Source organism: Acidovorax sp. WCS2018Noco2-16 (assembly GCF_031843945.1).
Taxonomy (GTDB): Bacteria; Pseudomonadota; Gammaproteobacteria; order Burkholderiales; family Burkholderiaceae_C; genus Paracidovorax.
In genome coordinates, this window is record NZ_JAVTJJ010000016.1 from 1 (window position 1) to 21,520 (window position 21,520).

At 68.0% G+C, this 21,520-nt stretch carries 14 protein-coding genes and 2 pseudogenes; 9 read left to right on the plus strand and 7 right to left on the minus strand.

Annotation, left to right across the window (positions count from 1 at the left end; genetic code table 11):
- The 4 genes and pseudogenes from RQI28_RS19110 to RQI28_RS19125 all read right to left on the minus strand — a co-directional run.
- A pseudogene (locus RQI28_RS19110) lies at positions 1-111 on the minus strand (electron transfer flavoprotein subunit beta/FixA family protein); the annotation flags it as partial.
- 162 nt (positions 112-273) lie between these two features.
- On the minus strand, positions 274-1,545 hold the full coding sequence (locus RQI28_RS19115) for a mechanosensitive ion channel domain-containing protein (RefSeq protein WP_311224270.1): 1,272 nt from the start codon (positions 1,543-1,545) through the stop codon (positions 274-276).
- Complete coding sequence (locus RQI28_RS19120) at positions 1,545-2,351, minus strand: enoyl-CoA hydratase (RefSeq protein ID WP_311224269.1); 807 nt, start codon at positions 2,349-2,351, stop codon at positions 1,545-1,547. Before RQI28_RS19120 ends, RQI28_RS19115 begins: the two co-directional genes overlap by 1 nt.
- A 40-nt stretch (positions 2,352-2,391) precedes the next feature.
- A complete protein-coding gene (locus RQI28_RS19125; protein ID WP_311224268.1) occupies positions 2,392-3,351 on the minus strand; it encodes a histone deacetylase family protein in 960 nt (319 codons plus the stop codon).
- 39 nt (positions 3,352-3,390) lie between these two features.
- Between RQI28_RS19125 and RQI28_RS19130 the strand changes: the two genes are divergently transcribed.
- The 4 genes from RQI28_RS19130 (at position 3,391) to mltB (ending at position 8,659) form a co-directional block, all read left to right on the plus strand.
- Positions 3,391-4,311 (plus strand): MoxR family ATPase, encoded by a 921-nt coding sequence (locus tag RQI28_RS19130; RefSeq protein ID WP_311224267.1) that lies wholly within the window; start codon positions 3,391-3,393, stop codon positions 4,309-4,311.
- Positions 4,312-4,338: 27 nt separating this feature from the next.
- Complete coding sequence (locus tag RQI28_RS19135; RefSeq protein WP_311224266.1) at positions 4,339-5,397, plus strand: DUF58 domain-containing protein; 1,059 nt, start codon at positions 4,339-4,341, stop codon at positions 5,395-5,397.
- A gap of 106 nt (positions 5,398-5,503) precedes the next feature.
- Complete coding sequence (locus RQI28_RS19140) at positions 5,504-7,561, plus strand: DUF3488 and transglutaminase-like domain-containing protein (RefSeq protein ID WP_311224265.1); 2,058 nt, start codon at positions 5,504-5,506, stop codon at positions 7,559-7,561.
- Between the two features lie 18 nt (positions 7,562-7,579).
- Positions 7,580-8,659 carry a lytic murein transglycosylase B gene (gene mltB / locus RQI28_RS19145; protein ID WP_311224264.1) on the plus strand — a complete coding sequence of 360 codons (1,080 nt, stop codon included), beginning with the start codon at positions 7,580-7,582 and terminating at the stop codon, positions 8,657-8,659.
- A gap of 15 nt (positions 8,660-8,674) precedes the next feature.
- Here mltB and RQI28_RS19150 read toward each other — a convergent pair whose 3' ends face one another.
- Positions 8,675-11,578 (minus strand): HD domain-containing phosphohydrolase, encoded by a 2,904-nt coding sequence (locus tag RQI28_RS19150; protein WP_311224263.1) that lies wholly within the window; start codon positions 11,576-11,578, stop codon positions 8,675-8,677.
- A gap of 294 nt (positions 11,579-11,872) precedes the next feature.
- Between RQI28_RS19150 and RQI28_RS19155 the strand changes: the two genes are divergently transcribed.
- Positions 11,873-13,000 (plus strand): YihY/virulence factor BrkB family protein, encoded by a 1,128-nt coding sequence (locus RQI28_RS19155; RefSeq protein WP_311224262.1) that lies wholly within the window; start codon positions 11,873-11,875, stop codon positions 12,998-13,000.
- 21 nt (positions 13,001-13,021) lie between these two features.
- Here the strand turns inward: RQI28_RS19155 and RQI28_RS19160 are convergent, their stop codons facing one another.
- The gene (locus RQI28_RS19160) at positions 13,022-14,332 is read right to left on the minus strand and encodes a branched-chain amino acid ABC transporter substrate-binding protein (protein ID WP_311224261.1); all 1,311 of its coding nucleotides are present in this window, start codon (positions 14,330-14,332) and stop codon (positions 13,022-13,024) included.
- 143 nt (positions 14,333-14,475) lie between these two features.
- Entirely contained in the window at positions 14,476-15,177 is a 702-nt protein-coding gene (locus tag RQI28_RS19165; RefSeq protein ID WP_311224260.1) for a DUF2242 domain-containing protein, read from the minus strand.
- Positions 15,178-15,446: 269 nt separating this feature from the next.
- On the opposite strand from RQI28_RS19165, the gene RQI28_RS19170 reads away from it, so the two are divergent.
- From RQI28_RS19170 to RQI28_RS19185, 4 genes and pseudogenes are all read left to right on the plus strand, one after another.
- The gene (locus RQI28_RS19170) at positions 15,447-15,824 is read left to right on the plus strand and encodes an Hsp20/alpha crystallin family protein (protein ID WP_311224259.1); all 378 of its coding nucleotides are present in this window, start codon (positions 15,447-15,449) and stop codon (positions 15,822-15,824) included.
- A 439-nt stretch (positions 15,825-16,263) separates the two neighbouring features.
- Positions 16,264-17,493, plus strand: a pseudogene (locus RQI28_RS19175) (NAD(P)/FAD-dependent oxidoreductase); the annotation flags it as partial.
- Between the two features lie 102 nt (positions 17,494-17,595).
- Complete coding sequence (locus tag RQI28_RS19180; RefSeq protein ID WP_311224258.1) at positions 17,596-18,435, plus strand: type IV pili methyl-accepting chemotaxis transducer N-terminal domain-containing protein; 840 nt, start codon at positions 17,596-17,598, stop codon at positions 18,433-18,435.
- 98 nt (positions 18,436-18,533) lie between these two features.
- A complete protein-coding gene (locus RQI28_RS19185; RefSeq protein ID WP_311224257.1) occupies positions 18,534-21,386 on the plus strand; it encodes a molybdopterin-dependent oxidoreductase in 2,853 nt (950 codons plus the stop codon).
- Positions 21,387-21,520: the final 134 nt, after the last annotated feature.

A 21,520-nucleotide genomic window follows, 5' to 3' on the forward strand; every position in this document is an offset into this window, starting at 1 on the left:
GGGGTTCATGCTCATCTTGACGTTGGCGATGTCTACGCCCGTGCCGTCCGACTTCACTCGGACTTTCACGTTGTAGTCCACCACGCGCTTGACCGGGACCAAAACCTTCATTGCTGCGGCTCCTTCATTCTTGATGGTTGAATTGACGTTACGTAAACCGGTTCATTCTATGGCCGGCTCTTTGGAGCATTCGCCAGAGCGGCATTGCCGGCAGCAGGAGCTCGAAAAAGAACGATCGTGCTTTTTCAGAATTATAGCCCCGCCAGCAGCGGCTCAGACTGTCGCTTGCGGCTCAGGCGCCGGGGCGCTCGGTTCCTTGATCTGCACCACGCGCTGCGGGTACGGAATGTCGATGCCAGCAGCGCGCAGGCCATCGAGAATGGCGATGTTGATGGCCGAGCGCAGGTTGACCGAGCCCGCCGACGGGTCGCTGATCCAGAAGTTCAGGCTGAACTCCAGCCCGTCGGGCGCGAAGTTGACCAGATACGCCACCGGCTCGGGCTCCTTCAAGACCCGCGCCTGCGCAGCGGCTGCGCTGCAGAGAATCTGCTGCACCTGCGCCACGTCGCTGTCGTAGCCCACAACGATGTTGGTGGTAACGTTGAACTTGCGGTCTGCGTCCGAGAGGTTTTCGACGCGCTGGGTGATCAGCGTTTCGTTGGGCACGATGGACTCGCGCCCGCTGCCCGCGCGGATGAGCGTGTAGCGCGTCTTGATGTCGGTGATGCGGCCCTCGAAGCCGTCCACGCGCACGTTGTCGCCGATGCGCAGCGACCGTTCCAGCAAGATGACGAAGCCGCTCACGTAGTTGGAAGCCAGCTTTTGCAGCCCAAAGCCCAGCCCCACGCCGACCGCGCCGCCCAGCACCGACAGCGCCGTCAGGTCAACACCGATGGCCGAGAGCGCGAACAGCATGCCGATGAGCAGCAGCAGCGCGCGTGTGGCGTTCACCGCCACCTTGCGCATGGACAGGTCCGTGACGGCGTTGCTCAGCACGCGCCGCTCGAACGTCGACGACACCCAGAGTGCAGCCACCAACACCAGCGCGGCCGACAGCACGCCCTGCAGCAGCATCAGCAAGTTGGTGTCGGTCTTGCCGAAGGCGATGTGGATGCCGGCGAGCTCTTCGCGCACGACCGGCAGCAGGCCGATGATCCACAGCACCGCCACGCCCCACGCCACCCAGGACACGATGCGCTCGACCAGCCGCATCAGCGACGAACGCGGGAACGCCATGGCCAGCACCCGCGCGAAGAAGCGGATCAGCACCAGCGAGGTGAGCACCGGCACCGCCACCCGCAGCAAGAAGACCGGCTGGTAATGCCCCACTCCCACGCGCGCGGCGTACACCAGCGCCAGCGCCAGCAGCGGAAACATCAGCCCGTCGAACGTGCGGCGCCCAAACCATACCGAATCGGGTGGCTGCTGGCGCCCCACGGTGCGGCTGATCAGAAAAGCCGCGGCCACGCAGACCGCCAGAACGGCCAGCTCCAGCCAGGTGCTGGCGTTGTTGAAGTCGCGCAGCAGTCCGTTCAGCAACTCCATTACGCGGCGCCCTTCCATTTCGGCGCGCGCTTTTCGGCGAAAGCGCGGGCGCCTTCCTGCGCGGCCTCGTCCATCATGTTGAGCGCCATGGTCTGGCCGGCCAACTGGTACGCCGCGTCCATGCCCAGTTCACGCTGCTGGTAGACCAGCGCCTTGCCCAGCTCGATGGCGGCGCGCGGCTTCTCGAGGATGGAGCGCACGAGCGATTCCACCTCCGCGTCCAGCGCCTCGGCCGGCACGACGCGGTTGACCAAGCCCTGCGCCTGCGCCGTGCGGGCGTCGATGAAGTCGCCGGTCAGCAGCATCTCCATGGCCTGCTTGGCGGGCACGTTGCGCACCAGCGGCACGCTGGGCGTGGCACAGAACAGGCCGTAATGGATGCCGCTGGTGGCAAAACGGGCAGCCTCGCTCGCCACGGCCAGATCGCACTGCGCCACCAGCTGGCAGCCCGCCGCCGTGGCAAGCCCCTGCACGCGGGCGATCACCGGCACGGGCAGGCGGTAGATGGCCAGCATCATGCGGCTGCATTGGGCGAAGAGCTTTTGATAGGCGGCCTGATCGGGCAGCGCCGCCATGGCCTTGAGGTCATGGCCCGCGCAGAAGGCGTTGCCGGCCGCGGCCAGCACCACCACGCGCGCGCTGTCGTCGCGCGCCACGGAGTCCAGCGCCTGCTGCAGCGCGGCGATCATGCCTTCGCCCAGGGCGTTCAGGCGCGCCGGGTCGTCCAGCATGAGGGTGACGACGCCGCGGGCGTCGCGCTCGGTGCGCAGCGGGGCGCGGGAAGAGTCGTCAGGGGTCACAGTCATTCGGTGCGGGTTGAAACCAAACAGTTCAAAGATCAGGCGCTTACAGATCCGCTAGCACGCGGATGTGCGCTTCCACGCTGCGCGCCAGCGGGTCCATCATGTAGCCGCCTTCCAGACACGACACGATGCGGCCTTTGCTGAAGCGCCGGGCGACATCCTTGATGCGCTGGGTGATCCAGGTGTAGTCCTGCTCGGTCAGGCCCAGCTGGCCCATGTCGTCCTCGCGGTGGGCATCGAAGCCGGCCGACACGAAGATCATCTCGGGTCGGAAGGCCTCCAGCCGCGGCATCCACATCATCTCGATGATCTCGCGCACATCCATGCCCTTGGTGTAGGCCGGCACGGGCACGTTGAGCATGTTGGGGGCGGGGTCGGTGTCACCGCTGTAGGGGTAGAAGGGGTGCTGGAAGATGCTGACCATCAACGCGCGCGGGTCGCCGGCCAGGATGTCTTCGGTGCCGTTGCCGTGGTGCACGTCGAAGTCGACCACCGCCACGCGTTTGAGCTGGTAGCGCTCCAGCGCATAGCGGGCGGCCACGGCCACGTTGTTGAAGAAGCAAAAGCCCATGGCCTTGTTGCGCGTGGCGTGGTGGCCGGGCGGGCGCACGCTGCAAAAGGCGTTCTCGATGTCGCCGGCCATCACCGCGTCGGTGGCGGCCAGCGCGGCACCGGCGGCGCGCAGCGATGCGGCCCAGGTGTGCGCGTTGATGGAGGTGTCGGTGTCGATCTGCGCGTAGGCCGGGCCGCCGGCCTGCTGCTCTTCGATGAGCCCGTCGGTCAGGCCGCGCAGCGAGGCCACATACATGCGGTCGTGCGCCAGTTCGATGTCGGTCAGAGACGCCTGGGGCGCCTCGTAACGTTCCAGCGCGTCGGCCACGCCGGTGACCAGCAAGCGGTCTTCGATGGCGTCCAGCCGCGCGGGGCATTCGGGATGCCCGGGGCCCATTTCATGCCTCCAGCAATCGCGGTGAGTGAAATAGCCCGTTTTGCCCACAGTCATTGCCTTGTCCCGGTTCTTTTTTCGGATAACGTCAGCGCCATGCAAGCACAGCCCAAGATCCAGTCGCTTTTGAATCAGCTTAACACGGTGATCGTGGGCAAAAAGGCCCAGATCCAGGACTGCGTGGCCTGCCTTTTGGCGGGCGGCCACTTGCTGATCGAAGACGTGCCCGGCGTGGGCAAGACCACCCTGGCCCACGCCCTGTCGCGCACCTTCGGGCTGCAGTTTTCACGCGTGCAGTTCACCGCCGACCTGATGCCCAGCGACCTGACGGGCGTGTCGGTTTACGAGCGCGGCAAGGAGTCGTTCGTGTTCCACCCGGGCCCGGTCTTCGCGCAGGTGCTGCTGGCCGACGAAATCAACCGCGCCAGCCCCAAGACGCAGAGCGCGCTGCTCGAAGCCATGGAAGAAAAGCAGGTGTCGGTCGAAGGCGAGACACGCCCCCTGCCCCACCCGTTCTTCGTGATCGCCACGCAGAACCCGCACGACCAGCTGGGCACATTCGCGCTGCCCGAATCGCAGCTGGACCGGTTTTTGATGCGCATCTCCATCGGCTACCCCGACCGCGCGGCCGAGCGCCTGCTGCTGGCCGGCGCCGACCGGCGCGAGATGGTCGACACGCTGCTGCCCTTGCTGTCGCAGGAGGAACTGGCGGCACTGCAGCAGCAGGTGCTGGCCGTGCATGCCTCCGAGCCGCTGCTGAACTATGTGCAGGAGCTGATCGCCGCCACCCGTTCGGGCCGCTGGTTCCTGCAGGGCCTGTCGCCGCGCGCCGGCATTGCGCTGATGCGCGCGGCCAAGGCGCAGGCGCTGATCGCCGGGCGCGACTACGTAGCGCCGGACGACGTGCAGGCCATCCTGCCGCAGACCGTGGCGCACCGGCTGGTGCCGGTGGGCGATGCAGGGCGCGGCGCGGTCGAGCAGGTGCGCGCCATGGTCGATGCCGTGCCGCTGCCCTGACCGGCCCTGACCGAAACCGCCTTCGCCATGCCGCCCCCGCTGGAAGCCGCACCTTCGGGCCCCCTCGCGCCACCCGGCGCTACGGCCGCCCATGCCCCCGCCGAGCGCCAGCGCCGCTTCGACCCGCTGGCGCCCATCGCCCGCCGCTGGCAACGCTGGTGGCAGTCGCGCCTGCCGCGCAAGGACACGGTCACGCTCACGCAGCGCCAGGTCTACATCCTGCCGACCGGCGCGGGCTGGATGCTGGCCCTCACGCTGCTGGTGCTGCTGGTCGCGTCGATCAACTTCCAGCTGAATTTAGGGTACCTGCTCACCTTCCTGCTGGCCGGCAGTGCCGTCGCCGGCATGTACATCTGCCACGGCACGCTGAGCGGGCTGACGCTGCACCTGGTGGCGCCCGAGCCGCACTTTCTGGGCACCAGCGCTGCCTTCGAGGTGCAACTGACCAGCGAGCGCAGCACGCCGCGCCATGGCATTGGCGTGGCGGTGCACGGCAGCGGCCACTGGGTGTGGACCGACGTGCCCGCCGCCGGCCGCGCCACCGTGCACATCGCCTTCCGCCCCGAGCGGCGCGGCCTGCACGACGTGCCCGCGCTGACGGCGGAAACCCGCTTTCCGCTGGGCACCTTCCGCGTCTGGACGATCTGGCGGCCGGCCGCGCAGGTGCTGGTCTATCCACAGCCCGAGGTGCCGCCTCCGCCCCTGCCCGCAGGCGAGCCGCGCGCGGGCGGCGCCGGCAGCGCGCCCACGCAGGGCATTGGCGAATTCGACGGCGTGCGGGCTTACCGGCGCGGCGACCCGCTCAAGCTGGTGGTGTGGAAGAAAGCGGCCAAGTCGCTGGCCACCGGCACGGACGACCTGGTCAGCCGCGACGCACAACAGGCGCAGCGGCAAGAGCTGTGGCTGGACCCGGCCGTCACCAGTTTGAACGACCCTGAGGCGCGCCTGTCTCGCCTGGCCGCCTGGGTGCTGCAGGCCGACCGGCTGGGCGTGGAATACGGCCTGCGCCTGCCGGGCGTGGAAGTGGCGCCCGACACCGGCGCCGCCCACCGCCGCCGCTGCCTGGAGGCATTGGCCCTGTCGTGACCCACTCAAGAATAATGGTCAAATTGGCCTCCAGCGCTTATTACATAAGCGCGAGCAGCTATTATTTTTATAGCAAATTAGCAGATTGCCAGCAGGAATCGCATTCATGAGCCTGCGCCAGACCCTTGCCAGCCTGCCGCGCGACACCCGCGACACCCTCTTCCTGCTGGTCGTCGTGGCCTGGGTGATCGCACCGCAGGTGGCGCATCTGCCGGCCTGGACCACCGGCCTGGCCGCCGCCCTGCTGGCCTGGCGCGGCTGGCTCGCCTGGCAGGGCCGGCCGCTGCCGGGCCGATGGGTGGTGGGCGCGCTGCTGGCGCTGGCTGTGGGGTTGACGCTGTTCAGCCACCGCACGGTCATCGGGCGTGAAGCGGGCGTCACCCTGGTCGTGGTGCTGTTGGCGCTCAAGACGCTGGAACTGCGCGCGCGTCGCGACGCGATGGTCATCTTCTTTCTGGGCTTCTTCACGATGCTCAGCAACTTCTTCTTCTCGCAGTCGCTGGTCACCGCCGCTGCCATGCTGGTCGCGCTGCTGGGCCTGTTGACGGCGCTGGTCAACGCGCACCTGCCGGTGGGGCGCCCGCCGCTGGCGCAGTCGATGCGCATGGCCGGGCGCATGGCGCTGCTGGGCGCGCCGGTCATGCTGGTGCTGTTTCTGCTGTTCCCGCGCATGGCGCCGTTGTGGGGCATGCCGGCCGACGAAACCCGTGGGCGCAGCGGGCTGTCGGGCGAGATGCGCATCGGCAACATCGCCGAGCTGGTGCTGGACGAAGGCGTGGCGCTGCGCGTGAACTTCGACACGCCGGGCGGGCGGCCGCCGCCGCAGCGCGACCTGTACTTTCGCGGCCCGGTGCTCACCGTGTTCGACGGGCGCGACTGGTCGTCGCTGATGCAGCCGCGCATGCCGGGCGTCATGCCCGCATCGCCCCCGCCCGCCCAGCTGCAGGTGCAGGGCGAGCCGCTGCGCTACGAAGTCACGCTGGAGCCCAACCGCCAGCCCTGGCTGCTGACGCTGGACGCCGCCGAAGAGCGCCCCGAGCTGCCCGCAGGCACCCGCGCGTTCATGACGGCCGAGCTGAACTGGATGGCCAACCGCGCCATCACCGAGGTGCTGCGTTACCGCGCGACAAGCCACATCGCCTTCACGCACGGCCCGCAGCAGCGCACGCGCCAGATGCAGCCCTACGTACAACTGCCCGCCGGCCTGAACCCGCGCACGCTGGCACTGGCCGCCCAGATGCGCGCCGACCCGGCCCTGGCCGCCGGCGGCCCGCAGGCGTTCATCGATGACGCCCTGAACCGCCTGCGCACCGGCGGCTACACCTACACGCTGGAGCCGGGTGTTTACGGCGAGCACACGGCCGACGAATTCTGGTTCGACGCCAAGGCGGGCTTTTGCGAACACATCGCCTCCGCCTTCGTCGTGCTGATGCGTGCGCTGGACGTGCCCGCGCGCATCGTCACCGGCTACCAGGGCGGCGAGATCAACGGCTTTGACAACTACTGGACGGTGCGCCAGAGCGACGCCCACGCCTGGGCCGAGGTCTGGCAGGAAGGCCGCGGCTGGGTGCGCGTGGACCCGACCGGCGCCGTCTCGCCCGGCCGGGTCGGCGCCTTCCAGCGCCTGCAGGCGCCGCGGGGCGCCTTCGGCACCGCCCTGGACGCCGTCATCGCCCCCGGCTTCGCGCAGAACCTGCGCGCCGCATGGGAGGCCGTCAACAACCGCTGGAACCAGTGGGTGCTGAACTACACGCAGGGCCGCCAGCTCGACCTGCTGCGCGCCCTGGGTGTCGAATCGCCCAGCTGGCAGGACCTGGGCCGCGTGCTGGCGGGCGTCGTCGCCGCCGTGGCGCTGGCCGGCGTGGCCTGGACCTGGTGGGACCGCAGCCAGCACGACCCCTGGCTGCGCCTGCTGGCCCGCGCCCGCACCCGGCTGGCCCGCGCCGGGCTCGACTTGCCCGCCCACCTGCCGCCGCGCGCCATGGCCGAGCAGGTTCGCGCCCGCTTCGGCACGCCGGCCAGCGCCATCGCCGATTGGCTGCTGCGCATGGAACACGTGCGCTATGCCGCCCGCCCTGCCGATGTGCTGGCGGGCCTTCAACGCGACTACCGCACCCTGCCCTGGCCACCCGCTGCGCCGCGCCACCCCTTGACCGCCGCCTGATAGCCGCCTGATCGCCGAATGACTGCCTCTTTCAAGATTGCTACGCTTTTTATAGCTGCCTGCGCTTTATCCATAAGCGCTACAGCCCAAAATCATTCAAACCCCAAGAAAAAGGCCACCGCGCAGCCGGCCGCAGCGCCCGTGTTCTACGCCACGCGCACCGATGCCATGGCGCTGGCCGACGACATCGCCGCGCGCCGCAACCTCGACCGCGAATGGGTGCGCCAGGCCATCGGCCAGGCACGGCTGCTGCCGCAGGTGCCCAAGCTCATGCTGCCCGCGCCCGGCGGCACCGCCAAGAATTGGCGCGTGTACCGCAGCCGCTTCGTCGAGCCCATCCGCATCCGCGCCGGCGTGCGCTTCTGGCAGGACAACGCCGACACCCTGGCGCGGGCCGAACAGGAATACGGCGTGCCGGCCGAAACCATCGTCGGCATCATCGGCGTGGAGACCATCTACGGCCAGCAGATGGGCAGCTTTCGCGTGATGGACGCACTCGCCACTCTGTCGTTCGACTTTCCCTCGGCCCACCCGCGCGCGGCCGACCGGGTGGCGTTCTTTCGGGGCGAGCTGGAACAGTTCCTGAGCCTGATGGACCGCACCGGCGTCGACCCGTTCACCCCGCGCGGCAGCTACGCCGGCGCCATGGGCTTGGGGCAATTCATGCCCTCCAGCTGGGTGCGGTACGCGGTCGACTACGACGGCGACGGCCGTATCGACCTGTGGAACAGCCCGGCCGACGCCATCGGCTCGGTCGCCAACTACTTCAAGGGCCACGGCTGGACGACCGGCATGCCCGTGTGGTTTGACGTGCGCTTCGACTCTGACCGGCTGCAACTGCCCACGCTGTTGGCGCCAGACATCTTGCCCACCTTCACCGCCACGCGCATGGCCGAGCTGGGCGCCACGCCGCTGGGCGCCGGCGCATCGCACACCGGGCCGCTGGCGCTGGTCGAATTGCAGAACGGCGGCGACACGCCCACCTACGTCATCGGTACGGAAAACTTCTACGCCATCACCCGCTACAACTGGTCGAGCTACTACGCGCTGGCCGTCGATGCCCTCGGCCGCGAGGTGGCCGCCGCGCGGGCCCGCTGACGGCCGCCGTCCTCCTCAGCCCAAATACGGCTCGATGTCGACCGTGTCGATCTGATCGGGCGACAGGAAGCGGCGGGCGTATTCCAGGTACACGCCCGAGGTGAGGAACAGGTCCACCAGATCGGCGTCGATATGCTTTTTGGCCTTCAGCTTGGCCAGAATGCGCAGGGCTTCCGACAGCGGCTTGGCCTTCTTGTAGGGCCGGTCGGAGGCGGTCAGGGCCTCGAACACATCGGCAATCACCATGATGCGGGCCGGAACCGACAGTTGGTCGCCACTCAAGCCGCGCGGGTAGCCGGTGCCGATCAACGTTTCATGGTGCGTGCCGGCGTATTCCGGCACCCGGTGCAGGTTGGCCGGCAGAGGCAGCTGATCCAGCAACACGATGGTCTGCACGATGTGGTCGTTGACCTTGTAGCGCTCCTCCGCGGTCAGCGTGCCGTATTCGATCAGCAGGTTGTGCAGCTCGCCGAAGTGGTACAGATGCTCGGGCACCTCCATGTTGAAGCCGTAACGCGGGTCGTGCCTTTCATGATCGGTGCGCGGAATGACGTGGTGCGGCTTGTCCGCCAACAGCGGCTCCACAGCCGGCAGCGGCGCGCGCGGCGTTTGCGCCAACCGCGCCTCTTCGCCGTGCGACAGGCCCAGCCCGTCGTCGAAATAGCGCAGCCAGGTCTGCCGGCCAATTTCCAGCAGCCGGTCGCGGTAGCCCGGCGCCATGCTCTCCGTGCCGATGTTGCACACCGCGACGAACGCAAAGTCGTCCTGCAGTTGCTGGCAGCGCGCGTCAAAGCGCGCTTGCGCCGCAGCCTCATCGACGCCTGCCAGACGCTGGCGCAGCATGTCGATCTGCGCATCGCGCCGCAGCACCTCGAAGCGCGTGCGGATCTCGTGGATGCGGTTGTAGATGGTTTCCAGCTTGGTGGCCTTGTCCACCACATGTTCTGGCGTTGTGACCTTGCCGCAGTCGTGCAGCCAGGTGCCGATGCGGAACTCGCGCCATTCGTCCTCTGTCTCGAAACGGAAATCGGCCAACGGGCCGGACTCGATACGGCACGCCTCTTGCGCCAGCATGCGCGCCAGTTCAGGCACACGCGCGCAATGCCCGCCGGTGTAGGCGCTCTTGGCATCAATGGCGCTGGCCACCAGCTGGATCAGCGACTCCATCAGCTCGCGCTGGCTGCGCAGCAGCGACTGGTTTTCCAGCGCGATGCCGGCCTGCGAGGCCAGCGTCTGCGCATAGCGCACCAGCGTGTCGTCCGGTACCGCTTGCTCGGCCTCGGCTTTCGGCTCAGCCCCGGGAAGCACCTGCAGCACCAGCACGCCCAGGCACCGGTCTTCCCGCGCCAGCACCGGCACGGCCACCACGTGCATGTCCACGCCGGCACGGCGCGTCAAACAGTCCGCTCCCACGCGTTGGCCGTGCACGCGGTTCACCAGGTCTTCGGCGCTGATGTCGTCCGGCTCGCTCCACACGCCCTGCTCGGCCGCCAATTGCAGGGCGCCCGGCCCGCTGGCCAGCCAGAACTGCCCGCCTTGCGCGCCCGCCAGGTCCAGCGCGCTGGCCAGCGAGTGCTGCACCACCTCGTCCTGCGACTGGCACGCCGGCAGCTGCACGCCGCTGTCCACCAGCCGTTCCAGGCGCCCGTGCGCAGCCTGCAGCTGCTGGTCGCGCTCGCTCAGGGTTCGCTTCATGGTGTGCTGGGCCTGGCCGAGCAGGTCGAGCTCATAGAACAGCGAGTGCACGGGCGGGCCCTCGGTGAAATCGAGTTGCTGGATGCGCTCCGACTCCGCGGTCAGGGCGCCCAGCGTGTCGGCCACCCTGCGCGATGCAACATACGCCAGCGGCAAAAAGATGCACAACAGCACCAGGCTGGACAACAGGATGTCGTCGCGTGCGCGGCGAATCAGCCCCACGTAAGGGCTCATGGGCGCGAAGGCGACGACGTGCAGGGCGTTGTGGGGTGTGACCTGCACAGCCCGCGTGGCATAGGCGTACTTGGCGCCTTCCACCGCCACGATGCGGCTGCCTGTGTCAGTGTAGAAAGCCGCTGCGGTCGACAGCAGGGGGTCGGCCTGCGTGCCCAGGCCGCCTTCGCGCACCGGCGGGGTGCTGATGAGGCCACCCGCCGTCTGCGCTGCCAGCACGCGGCCGGTGCGGTCGGTCACGGCGATGCCGCCCGCGCGCCCGGCCAGGGACGACGCCGCGAAGCTGGCCAGCCCGCTTAAGGTGATGTCGGCCCCGACCACGCCACCGCCCTGCGCGAGCGCCTGCGACAGGGTAAGGCCGAGCGCCTGCGAGGACTCGTACACATAAGGGTCGGTCATCTGCAGGCCCGCCTCGGCCTGGGCGGTCCCATACCAGGGGCGGCTGCGCGGCGCGTACACGGCAGGCTGCGAGACGGCGCCGAGCAGCGCGCCATCCGCCGCCAGAAACTGCCACGCCTCGGTGCGCTCATTCGGCTGGGCAGCCGACGCCAGCGTCAGGCGCACGGCATGCACCGTACCCTCCGGCGCGCCCAGCGACTGGCGCAGGCGCGTGTCGGTACCCACGCCAATCACCTGTAGAAATTCCTGCGTGTCAAAGCCCACGTAGTAGCTGTAGCTGAAGGGATGGATACGCAACGCGGTGACCATGGCCGCCGTCAGCACGCCAACCCGCGTGGCATCGTGCAGATCACTCGATCGGATGGGCAGCCCCGCCTGGCTGCCGACCCAGCGGCTGGCGTCCCCCACCACCACCTCGGACAACTGGTCCACGTTGCGCTGCGCGATCAGTGAAAACACGCTGCGGGCGCTTTCTTCGCTCACGGTCTCGAAACGCGCCACTGCAATCGTTACCGTCATCAGCGTAATCACGACGAGGAACGTCGCCAGCAGCACGGTGGGCAAAAGATAAAACCGGAACCTGGGTTTCATGGGGTGCCCGACCGGAGCCGAGTTCTGAGCTAAGTGCTTCATTCTGTAGCAGATGTGCGCAAAGCCCACAAGAAAAGTCATCCGCGCACTGCTGCCCGAGTGTTGGGTGGGGCCGCTGCCGCGGTTGACTGCCCGTTGGACGAGTGCGCAGCCCGGCCTGCAGGGGCTGCAAGCCTTTGCATAGCCCGCAGCGCTTCATGGCACGCCGACGCCCGCGCATCGTGCACGCCTACACCCGTGCGCGAGAACCGTCGTTAGAAACAGTGTCTACCCGTCTGCCGCACCGCCCTGTCCATGAAGCCATCCACCATCTACGCCATCGCCAGGAAATCCATCAGTGCCTGGGTCGACGATTACGCGCCCAGCATGGGGGCCGCCATTTCCTACTACACCGCGTTCTCCATCGCCCCCCTGCTGGTGATCGTGATCGCCATCGCGGGCTACGTGTTCGGCGACGAAGCCGTGCGCGGGTCGCTGCAAGGCCAGATCTCCGGCCTGGTGGGCGCAGACGGCGCGCAGGCGATCCAGGGCCTGATCAGCAGCGCACGCGAACCCACCGAGGGCGTGGTGGCTACGGGCCTGAGCATCGCCCTGCTGGTCGTCGGCGCCACCACCGTGTTCGCGGAAATCCAGAGCGCGCTCGATCGCATCTGGCACGTGCCGGAAAAAGCCAAGCCCAGCGGACTGTGGGGCCTGTTGCGCGCCCGCTTTCTTTCCTTCGGGTTGATTTTGGGGCTGGCGTTCTTGCTGATGGCGTCACTTACGGTGAGCGCCGCCATGGCGGCCATCGGCACCTACTTCTCGTCCCTGCTGCCCGGCTGGGACATCGTGCTGTTCGTGCTCAACACCGCCATCTCACTGGCCGTGGAAACGGTGCTGTTCGCCATGATCTTCAAATTCATGCCCTCCACCAAGATCGCCTGGAGCGATGTGTGGGTGGGCGCAGTGGTCACCGGAGTGCTGTTCGAGCTGGGCAAGGTGCTGATCGGGCTGTACGTGGGCAAGGCGGGCATCAGCTCGACCTACGCGGCAGCGGGCTCCATCGCCGTGATCCTGATCTGGGTGTATTACGCGGCGCAGATCTTTTTGCTGGGGGCCGAGTTCACCAAGGTGTATGCGACGGAATATGGGTCGCACCGGTTGAAGCCGACAGTGGCCTCGGAAAACCCATCGCGGCAAGGGGGCGCCGCGATGGCTGGTGAATTGGCAGAAACAGGCGCTGATGGCAAGCAGGCCTCAGGCTCAGGCCGGCTGACGTCGATGCTGCCTGCTGCCACCACCGCCCGCCACGCGGACTTTCCGCCGCCCGGCCAAGTGGCAGTGGGTGCGGCGTTGGTGGTGGGCCAGTGGCTGTTTAAGCGCTGGATGGAAAAGCGGCTGCGGCAGGTTCCGCCGCAGACACCTACCTGGCCGCGCAGATAGATCGCAGCGGGTGTCGCGGTCTCATGGCCGCTGCATGCGGCAGCTGTGCGGCTGCTCCGCTTTTTCCGCCGCAATCCGCCGTACCACCCTGAAGCCGTAGCCCGAGCCTTCCACATCGAACGGCACGCCCGGCGCGCCCTTCCTATCCATCAGGCCAACAACCAGTCCCTGCTGAAACTGGTGGTCTGCCGCGCGCATGCGGCCGGACTGGCCGGCCAGTTGTACCTGGGCCGATTCCATTTGCCTTGCAACGGCCAATGCATCGACACTGCCGGCGCGCTCGATGGACTGCGCCAGCGTCTCCACCATCAGCTGCATGCGCATGTGCACATAGTCGTCGGCAGCGCGCGGAAAGCGCTCGCGGAACGAGCGGTAGAACGCTTCACTTTCCTTCGTGGGCATGTTGGGCAGCCAGTCGGCCACAGCGACCACCTTGCCCACGCCGGCGTCGCCCAGCGCGGCTGGGGCGCCCAGCGCGTTGCCGTAGAAGGTGTAGAACATGCCGTCGTAGCCGACCTCGCGCGCGGCCTTGACCAGCAGGGTCAAATCGTTGCCCCAGTTGCCGGTGATGACGGCCTGGGCGCCGCTGGCCTTGATCTTCACGGCGTAGGGTGCGAAGTCCTTCACGCGGCCCACGGGGTGCAGTTCGTCGCCGACGATGGCCACGTCGGGACGCTGGGCGGCCAGCTGCGTTTTGGCCTCGCGCAGCACGGCCTGGCCGAAGCTGTAGTCCTGCCCGATCAGGTAGGCGTTCTGCAGTGCCTTGTCTTCGCGGATCACTTCCATCAGCGCGGCCATGCGCATGTCGGCATGCGCGTCGAAGCGAAAGTGCCAGAAGCTGCATTTCTCGTTGGTCAGGATGGGGTCGACCGCCGAGTAGTTGAGGAACACCACGCGCCGGGCCGGGTCGCGGTCGTTGTGCTTGCCGATGGCGTCGATAAGCACAGCGGCCGTGGCCGACGAATTGCCCTGCATGACGAAGCGCGCGCCGTCGTCGATGGCCGCACGCAGAGCCGACAGGGCCTCTTCGTTCTGGCCCTTGCTGTCGTAGCGCGTGACGACCAGCGGCCGCGCACCGCCCGGCTGCGGCACGCCGCCACGCGCGTTCACGCGCTCAGTCGCCCACAGCACGTTGCGAAAGACAGCCTCGCCGGTATTGGCAAAGGGGCCGGAAAGGCTTTCGATCAGCGCGACCTGGATGGGTGCGCCGGTGGGGGAACCCGCAGTAGCAGCGGCGGCCGCGATGGCCCCGGCTGACAAGCCCAGGGAGGTGGCGGACACCAGGGCCAAAGCGCCGGCCTGAAGGCCCCGGCGACGCGAGAAATGAGTCATGACAACGAATCCGGCAGGAGAGAGAAAGCGCCTGCGCGGCTGAACGCAAGCGGCGGCGGAGGGGCGGCGCAGTGTAGCCCTGCCACCTTGGCCCTACCCGGCCAGATTCCTGGTTCGGCGCGGCCTTGTCGCAGGGTGCGGCGTTAGCGCGCGGGTTCTTCCGCTGCCGCTGCCGCTGCGGCGGGCGCCGCGTCCGGCGGCAGGCGCTCTTCTGGCAAGGGCTCTGGCCGCGCCACCATGGGGGTCACGCCCGTGGCCGTGGCGGCGGGGGGCGGTGCCGGGCGCACGTAACGGTCAAAGAGCTGGAAGAAGCGTTCGTAGAAGCGCTTGTCGGTGACCGTCTCGCTGCCCACCTTCACCAACGTGTCGTCCGACGCGGACACGGGCAGTGAAAGTGATCCCAAGGCACCCACGCCCAGCGAGGCGGAGTTGTTGATCTTCTTGATGACGTATCGATCTTGCAGCGCACTGGCGAAGGCGGCGGTGCGGCCCGTATCGCCGCCCTCTGCCGCGCAGACCACGCGCATTTCGACTTCATAGTGAATGTCGGTGGAGGGCTGGAAATACTTGCGGCCCGCCACCACTTCGTCTGTGGCGGTATTCACCAGATAGCCCTGGCTGAGCAAGGCGCGCCGGGCGGCCTCGCACGCCTGCTTCTGCGGCGCGTTGATGTGACGGGTGTGCACGCTGGCGCTGTCGAAGTCGTCGGGGTCGAACCGGGTGGCGCCCGCCAGGCCAGGCATCGAATCGTGCATGCTGGCACAGCCTGCCAACAAGGTGCATGCAACGGCGGCCAGGGCCAGCGCAGGGCGGTTGGGGTGACGGGGACGGTGCGAAAGAGTCATGGGCAAAGGGTTCCTGTCAGAGCAAGCATTGTGACGGCGCATGCCGACTTGCTGCACTGCGTCAACGTGTAAGGACTGCGGCAATGTCCGTCAGAGCGGTCTGACAGGAGCAGGTTCATACGGCTTCAAAAACGACTGCATCGGGACCAAAAAAATCCCCTTGAAAAGCTCGACGGGGATCGCATGTTCGATGCAAGCGGCCAGCAATCAACAGCATTGATCGACAACATTGATCAACAGCCGCCAATTCTCATCAACAGGAGTTATTCATGATTTTCGCCCCCGTCGTTCGCCGCGCAGCCTTTCACACCCCACGCAATGCCGACCAGGCGCTGCAACGGTTTCTCCACAACGCCTTGGCCTCGCCCGCTGCGGCCGGCACGCAGGTGACCCAGGACGACAAGACCGTCACCCTGCAACTCGACGTGCCGGGCCTGTCGCGCGATCAGCTGTCCATCACCATCGACGGTAGCCAGGTGCGCCTGTCCAGCGTCGAAGGTGCGCCACGCCAGGTGCAGCGCGGCTGGGAGCTGCCCGAAGAAATCGACGCAGCAGCGAGCTCGGCCAAGCTGGAAAACGGCGTGCTGACCTTGGTGCTTGCCAAGGTGGTGCCAGTCAACCGTGCCACGCAACTGACCATCGCCTGAGCGGCACAGCAAGTCCTGAGGCGCGCCGACGCAGGCGAACTTCGGCAACGCATACCAGGGTGGCTTCGGCCACCCTTTTTCGTTGCATACCTCAGCCTTTGTGCAGCGCACCATAGCCTGCACCGCCACGGTGCAGCCAGGCGGTCAAGTCGCCTACCGCTGCGATTCAACGGGTGCAAAAAGCTATTTATTTCATAGCTAACAGCCCTTTATGGATAAGCGCTAGCGGCCAATTTGGCCCATAGGGCACCCAGATGCCTCCACTGGCACAACCATTGCTTCAATCCCTGTGCGGCCGCTAGCGGTTGCACAGCCTGCCCCATCCAATGGCGGAAGCGGGGCAGGCAGGACGAAGGCGTCCCCACGGGTGTCCGGCCAGCGATGGCTAGGCATCCCGTGAGGGCGCCTTTTTTTTGGCCTGACCAGGATGGAAAAAGCGATGACGGATAAACCCCGCTTGGTGATGGTGGGCAACGGAATGGCCGGCGTGCGCACGCTGGAAGAACTGCTGAAAAACGCGCCCGGCCTGTACGACATCACGGTGTTCGGTGCCGAGCCGCACCCCAACTACAACCGCATCCTGCTGTCGCCCGTGCTGGCGGGCGAACAGACGCTGGATGAAATCATCCTCAACGACTGGTCCTGGTACGAAGACAACGGCATCACCCTGCACAGCGGCTGCACGGTGAGCGAGGTGGACCGCAAACGTCGCGTGGTGCATGCCACCAATGCGGCGGGCGAGGCCGTGAGCGCTGAATACGACCGCCTGATTCTGGCCACCGGCTCCAACCCGTTCATGCTGCCCGTGCCGGGCAAAGACCTGCAGGGCGTGCTGGCGTACCGCGATATCGCCGACACCGAAGCCATGATCGACGCCGCCACGCGATACCGCCAGGCAGTGGTGATCGGCGGCGGGCTGCTGGGCCTGGAGGCCGCGAACGGCCTGATGAAGCGCGGCATGGACGTGACCGTGGTGCACGTGGGCGACTGGCTGCTGGAGCGCCAGCTGGACGACGCAGCCGCCGGCCTGCTGCAGGACGCACTGGAGCAGCGCGGCCTGCACTTCCTGCTGAAGGCGCAGACGCAGGAGCTGCTGGGCGACGCAGACGAAGGCCGGGGCGGCCGGGTGCGCGCCGTGCGCTTCAAGGACGGCACCGAAGTGCCCGCCCAACTGGTGGTGATGGCGGTGGGCATTCGCCCCAACACGCAGCTGGCCGAAAAGATGCGCCTGCACGTCAACCGCGGCATCGTCGTCAGCGACACCCTGCAGACTGTGACCGACCCGCGCATCTACGCCGTGGGCGAATGCGCCGCGCACCGGGGCATCGCCTACGGGCTGGTGGCGCCGCTGTTCGAGCAGGGCAAGGTGCTGGCCAACCACCTGGCCGAGCACGGCATCGGCCGCTACCAGGGCTCGCTGGTGTCCACCAAGCTGAAGGTGACGGGCATCGACCTGTTCAGCGCGGGCGACTTCCAGGGCGGCGAAGGCACCGAAGAAATCGTGATGAGCGACCCTTCGGGCGGCGTCTACAAGAAGCTGGTGCTCAAGAACGACCGACTGGTGGGCGCGTGCCTCTACGGCGACACCGCGGACGGCAGCTGGTACTGGCGCCTGCTGCGCGAAGGCATGACGATTGCCGAGATCCGCGACGCGCTGATGTTCGGCGAGCCGCCGCCGGACGCACCAGCCGAAGCACCACCCGATGCCCAGGCCGACACGCCCGAAGCGGCCACTGGCACGCCCCACCTCACCGTCAGCAGCTGAGCCGCCATGACCTCCACGCACCACGCCTTCGAAGTACCGTCCACCCAGCGCCGCACCGTGCTGCGGGCAGCCGGCGCACTGTGTGCCGTCGCCCTGCTGCCGAACACCGTCTGGGCAGCCCCCGCCGTGGCCGACCTGAACGACGCCATCAACCAGGCCGGCCGCCAGCGCATGCTGAGCCAGCGCATGGCCAAGGCCTGGCTGGCGCTGACGCTGGGCGTGGAAGGCGTGCAGGCGCGCACGGTGCTCGACCGCTCCGTGGCGCTGTTCGAGCGGCAATTGGCCGCCTTGAAGGCCTACGCCCCCACGGCCGAGATCCGCAGCACCTACACCGAGCTGGAGGCTGCCTGGGCCACCTACCGGCAGGCCTTGGTGGGCGCTGCCGCGTCCCCTGCTGCCGCCCCTGCCCTGCTGCAGGCCGATGCGCGGGTGCTGGCGCTGGCTCATCAGGGCACGGTGCAATACGAAGCCGCGCAGGCGCAGCCGGTGGGCCACTTGGTCAACATCGCGGGCCGCCAGCGCATGCTGAGCCAGCGCATGGCCAAGTTCTGCCTGGCCGCCGCGCTGCGAGTGGACGCAGCTGGAGCGCAAGCCGAGATCACGCGCTCGCGCACCGAATTCCTGCAGGCCATGCAGACGCTGCGCAGCGCCCCGCAGGCCACGCCGCGCATCCTGCAAGAGCTGCAGCTGGCCGACGGCCAATGGGTGTTCTTCAACGCCGCGCTGCAACGCATTCAGGCCGGCACCGACGGCGGCCGGGCGCTGCCCGACGTGTTCGTCGCCAGCGAGAACCTGCTGGCCGTGATGGACCAGGTCACCGGCCTCTATGCCGCCGTGAAGGGCTGAAGCCCGCCAACCGGTCGAACACTATAAAAACAATAGCTACCAGCGCTTGATACATAAGCGCTAGAGCCCTAAAACACTCAAAACCCACACCCATCCGCATGCAAGCAACCCGTTCCACCTGCCCCTATTGCGGCGTCGGCTGCGGCGTGATCATCGAGTCCGACGGCGCGGCCATTACCGGCGTGCGCGGTGACCCCGACCACCCCGCCAACTTTGGCCGGCTGTGTACCAAGGGCTCTACGCTGCACCTGACGGCCAGCAGCGCCGTCACCATGCAGACGCGCCTGCTGCGCCCGCAACTGCGCGCCCAGCGGGGCGCGGCGCCCCAGGCGATCGGCTGGGATGCAGCGCTGCAAACGGCCGCCGGCCGCTTCGGCGACGTGATCGCGCAGCACGGCCCCGACGCGGTGGGCTTTTACGTATCGGGCCAGTTGCTGACCGAGGACTATTACGTCTTCAACAAGCTGGCCAAGGGCCTGATCGGCACCAACAACATCGACACCAATTCGCGCCTGTGCATGAGCAGCGCGGTGGCCGGCTACAAGTCCACGCTGGGTGCCGATTCGCCGCCCGCCTGCTACGACGACGTGAACCACACGCAGTGCCTGTTCATCGCCGGCAGCAACGCCGCGTGGGCGCACCCCATTTTGTTTCGCCGCATCGAGGACGCCCGCGCCGCCAACCCGCGCATGAAGGTCATCGTGGTCGACCCGCGCCGCACCGACACGGCCGGCACAGCCGACCTGTTCTTGCCGCTGCTGCCCGGCACTGACGTGATGCTGTTCAACGCCATGCTGCACGTGATGTTGCGCGAAGGCTGGGTCGACCAGGGCTACATCGACCAGCACACCAGCGGCTTCGGCGCGCTGCAGGCGCTGGTGCAGGGCTGCACGCCCGCCCACGCGGCCGAGGTGTGCGGGCTGCCGCAGGACGACATCGTGACCGCCGCGCGCTGGTTTGCCGGTGTGGACGCCAAGGCACCGGGCACGCGCCAGCGCACGCTCAGCCTGTATTGCATGGGCCTGAACCAGAGCAGCAGCGGCACGGCCAAGAACGGCGCGCTCATCAACCTGCACCTGGCCTGCGGGCAGATCGGCCGCGCCGGCGCGGGCCCGTTCTCGTTGACCGGCCAGCCCAACGCCATGGGCGGGCGCGAAGTGGGCGGCCTGGCCAATCTGCTGTCGGCCCACCGCGACCTGGGCAACGCCCAGCACCGCGCCGAGGTAGCCGCGTATTGGGGCGTGGCCGACGTGCCCGCCCAGCCCGGCAAGACGGCCATCGAGATGTTCCAGGCCGCGGCCGACGGTGAGATCAAGGCCCTGTGGATTTCCTGCACCAACCCCGCGCAGAGCATGCCCGACCAGGCCACCGTGCGCCGCGCGCTCGAGCGTGCCGAGTTCGTCGTGGTGCAGGAGGCCTTTTCCACCACCGCCACCTGCGGCTTTGCCGACCTGCTGCTGCCCGCCACCAGCTGGGGCGAGAAGATCGGCACCGTCACCAACAGCGAGCGCCGCATCTCGCGCGTGCGCCCGGCCATCGCCGCACCCGGCGAGGCCCGCCACGACTGGGCCGCCGCGGTGCAGTTCGCCCGCCTACTCGAAGCGCGCCTGCGCCCGGGCGCGCCCACGCTCTTTCCCTACACCACCGACGACGAAGCCGCCGGCGCCGAAGCGATCTGGCAAGAGCACCGCGACAGCACGCGCGGGCGTGACCTGGACATCACCGGCCTGTCGTGGAGCCTGCTGGAAGAACGCGGCCCGCAGCAGTGGCCGCTGCCCGAGGGCGCTGCGCAGGGCAAGGCACGCCTCTATGAAGACGGCGTGTTCCCTACCGCCGATGGCCGCGCGCGCTTTGCCGCCCACGCCTGGCGCCCGGTGGCGGAGCCGCGCGAATCGCGCTTTCCGTTCAGCCTGACCACCGGCCGCCTGCGCGACCAATGGCACGGCATGAGCCGCACCGGCACGCTGGGCCGCCTGTTCGGCCATGTGGCCGAGCCCAGCCTGCAGATGAACCCCGCCGACATGGCCCAGCGCGGCTGGCAGGCCGGCGAGCTGGTGCACGTGACCAGCAAACGCGGCTCCATCGTGGTGCCCGTGCAGCCCGATGCCACGCTGGTGCCGCAGCAGGTCTTCATGGCCATGCACTGGGGCGGCGAATATTTGGGCGGGCGCTCGTCCACCGGCCAGCCGCTGGCGGGCGTGAACGCGCTGACCACGTCCGACTACTGCCCCACCTCCAAGCAGCCTGAGCTCAAGCACGCCGCCGTGAAGGTGTTGAAGGCCGAGCTGCCCTGGAACCTTTTGGCCATGGCCTGGCTGCCGCAGGAAGATGCCCTGGCCGCGCGCCAGCAACTGGCCGCGCTGATGCGCGAGCTGCCTTTTGCCAGCTGCGTGCCTTTTTCCAGCGCCGGCACTGACGGCACGCCGCGCACCGGCGTGCTGCTGCGCGGCGCGGCCTACGACCCGCCCGAGGGCGACCTGCTCACCCGCATCGAAGGCCTGCTGGGCCTGACGGTGCCCGAGGCCGTGCGCTACGTGGACCGCCGCCACGGCCAGCACCGCACCGCTCGGTTGATGAAGCAACCCGGCGGCGGCACCACGCTGCAGGCCGTGCTGCTGGGCGGCGACACGCGCTCGGCCGCCTGGATGCGCACGTTGCTGCAAGAAGAGCTGCCCGCGCAGGCCTACGGCCGCATGCTGCTGGTGCCCAGCATCAAGCCGCCCGTGGCGGTGCAGTCGCGCGGCAAGCCGGTGTGCGTGTGCCTGAACGTCACCGACATGTCCATCAACACCCAACTGGCGAGTTGCCGCGGCACCGACGCAGAGCGCCTGGCGCAGCTGCAGGGCGCGCTGCGCTGCGGCACGCAATGCGGCTCGTGCGTGCCCGAACTCAAGCGCATGGTGCGCGCCACGGCGCCGGTGGGGGCGGCGGGCTTGCTGCAGCCGGCCTGAAGAAACGCGGAACGGCCAACGCAGTGCGACAAAACGGCGGCTTATAACGGCTGGTTATCTGACCTGCGGGACAATCCGCGCCCGCGATCCGTTTTCCTCATCCTTTTCTCCATTCTCTTTTTCCAGCCAAGCCG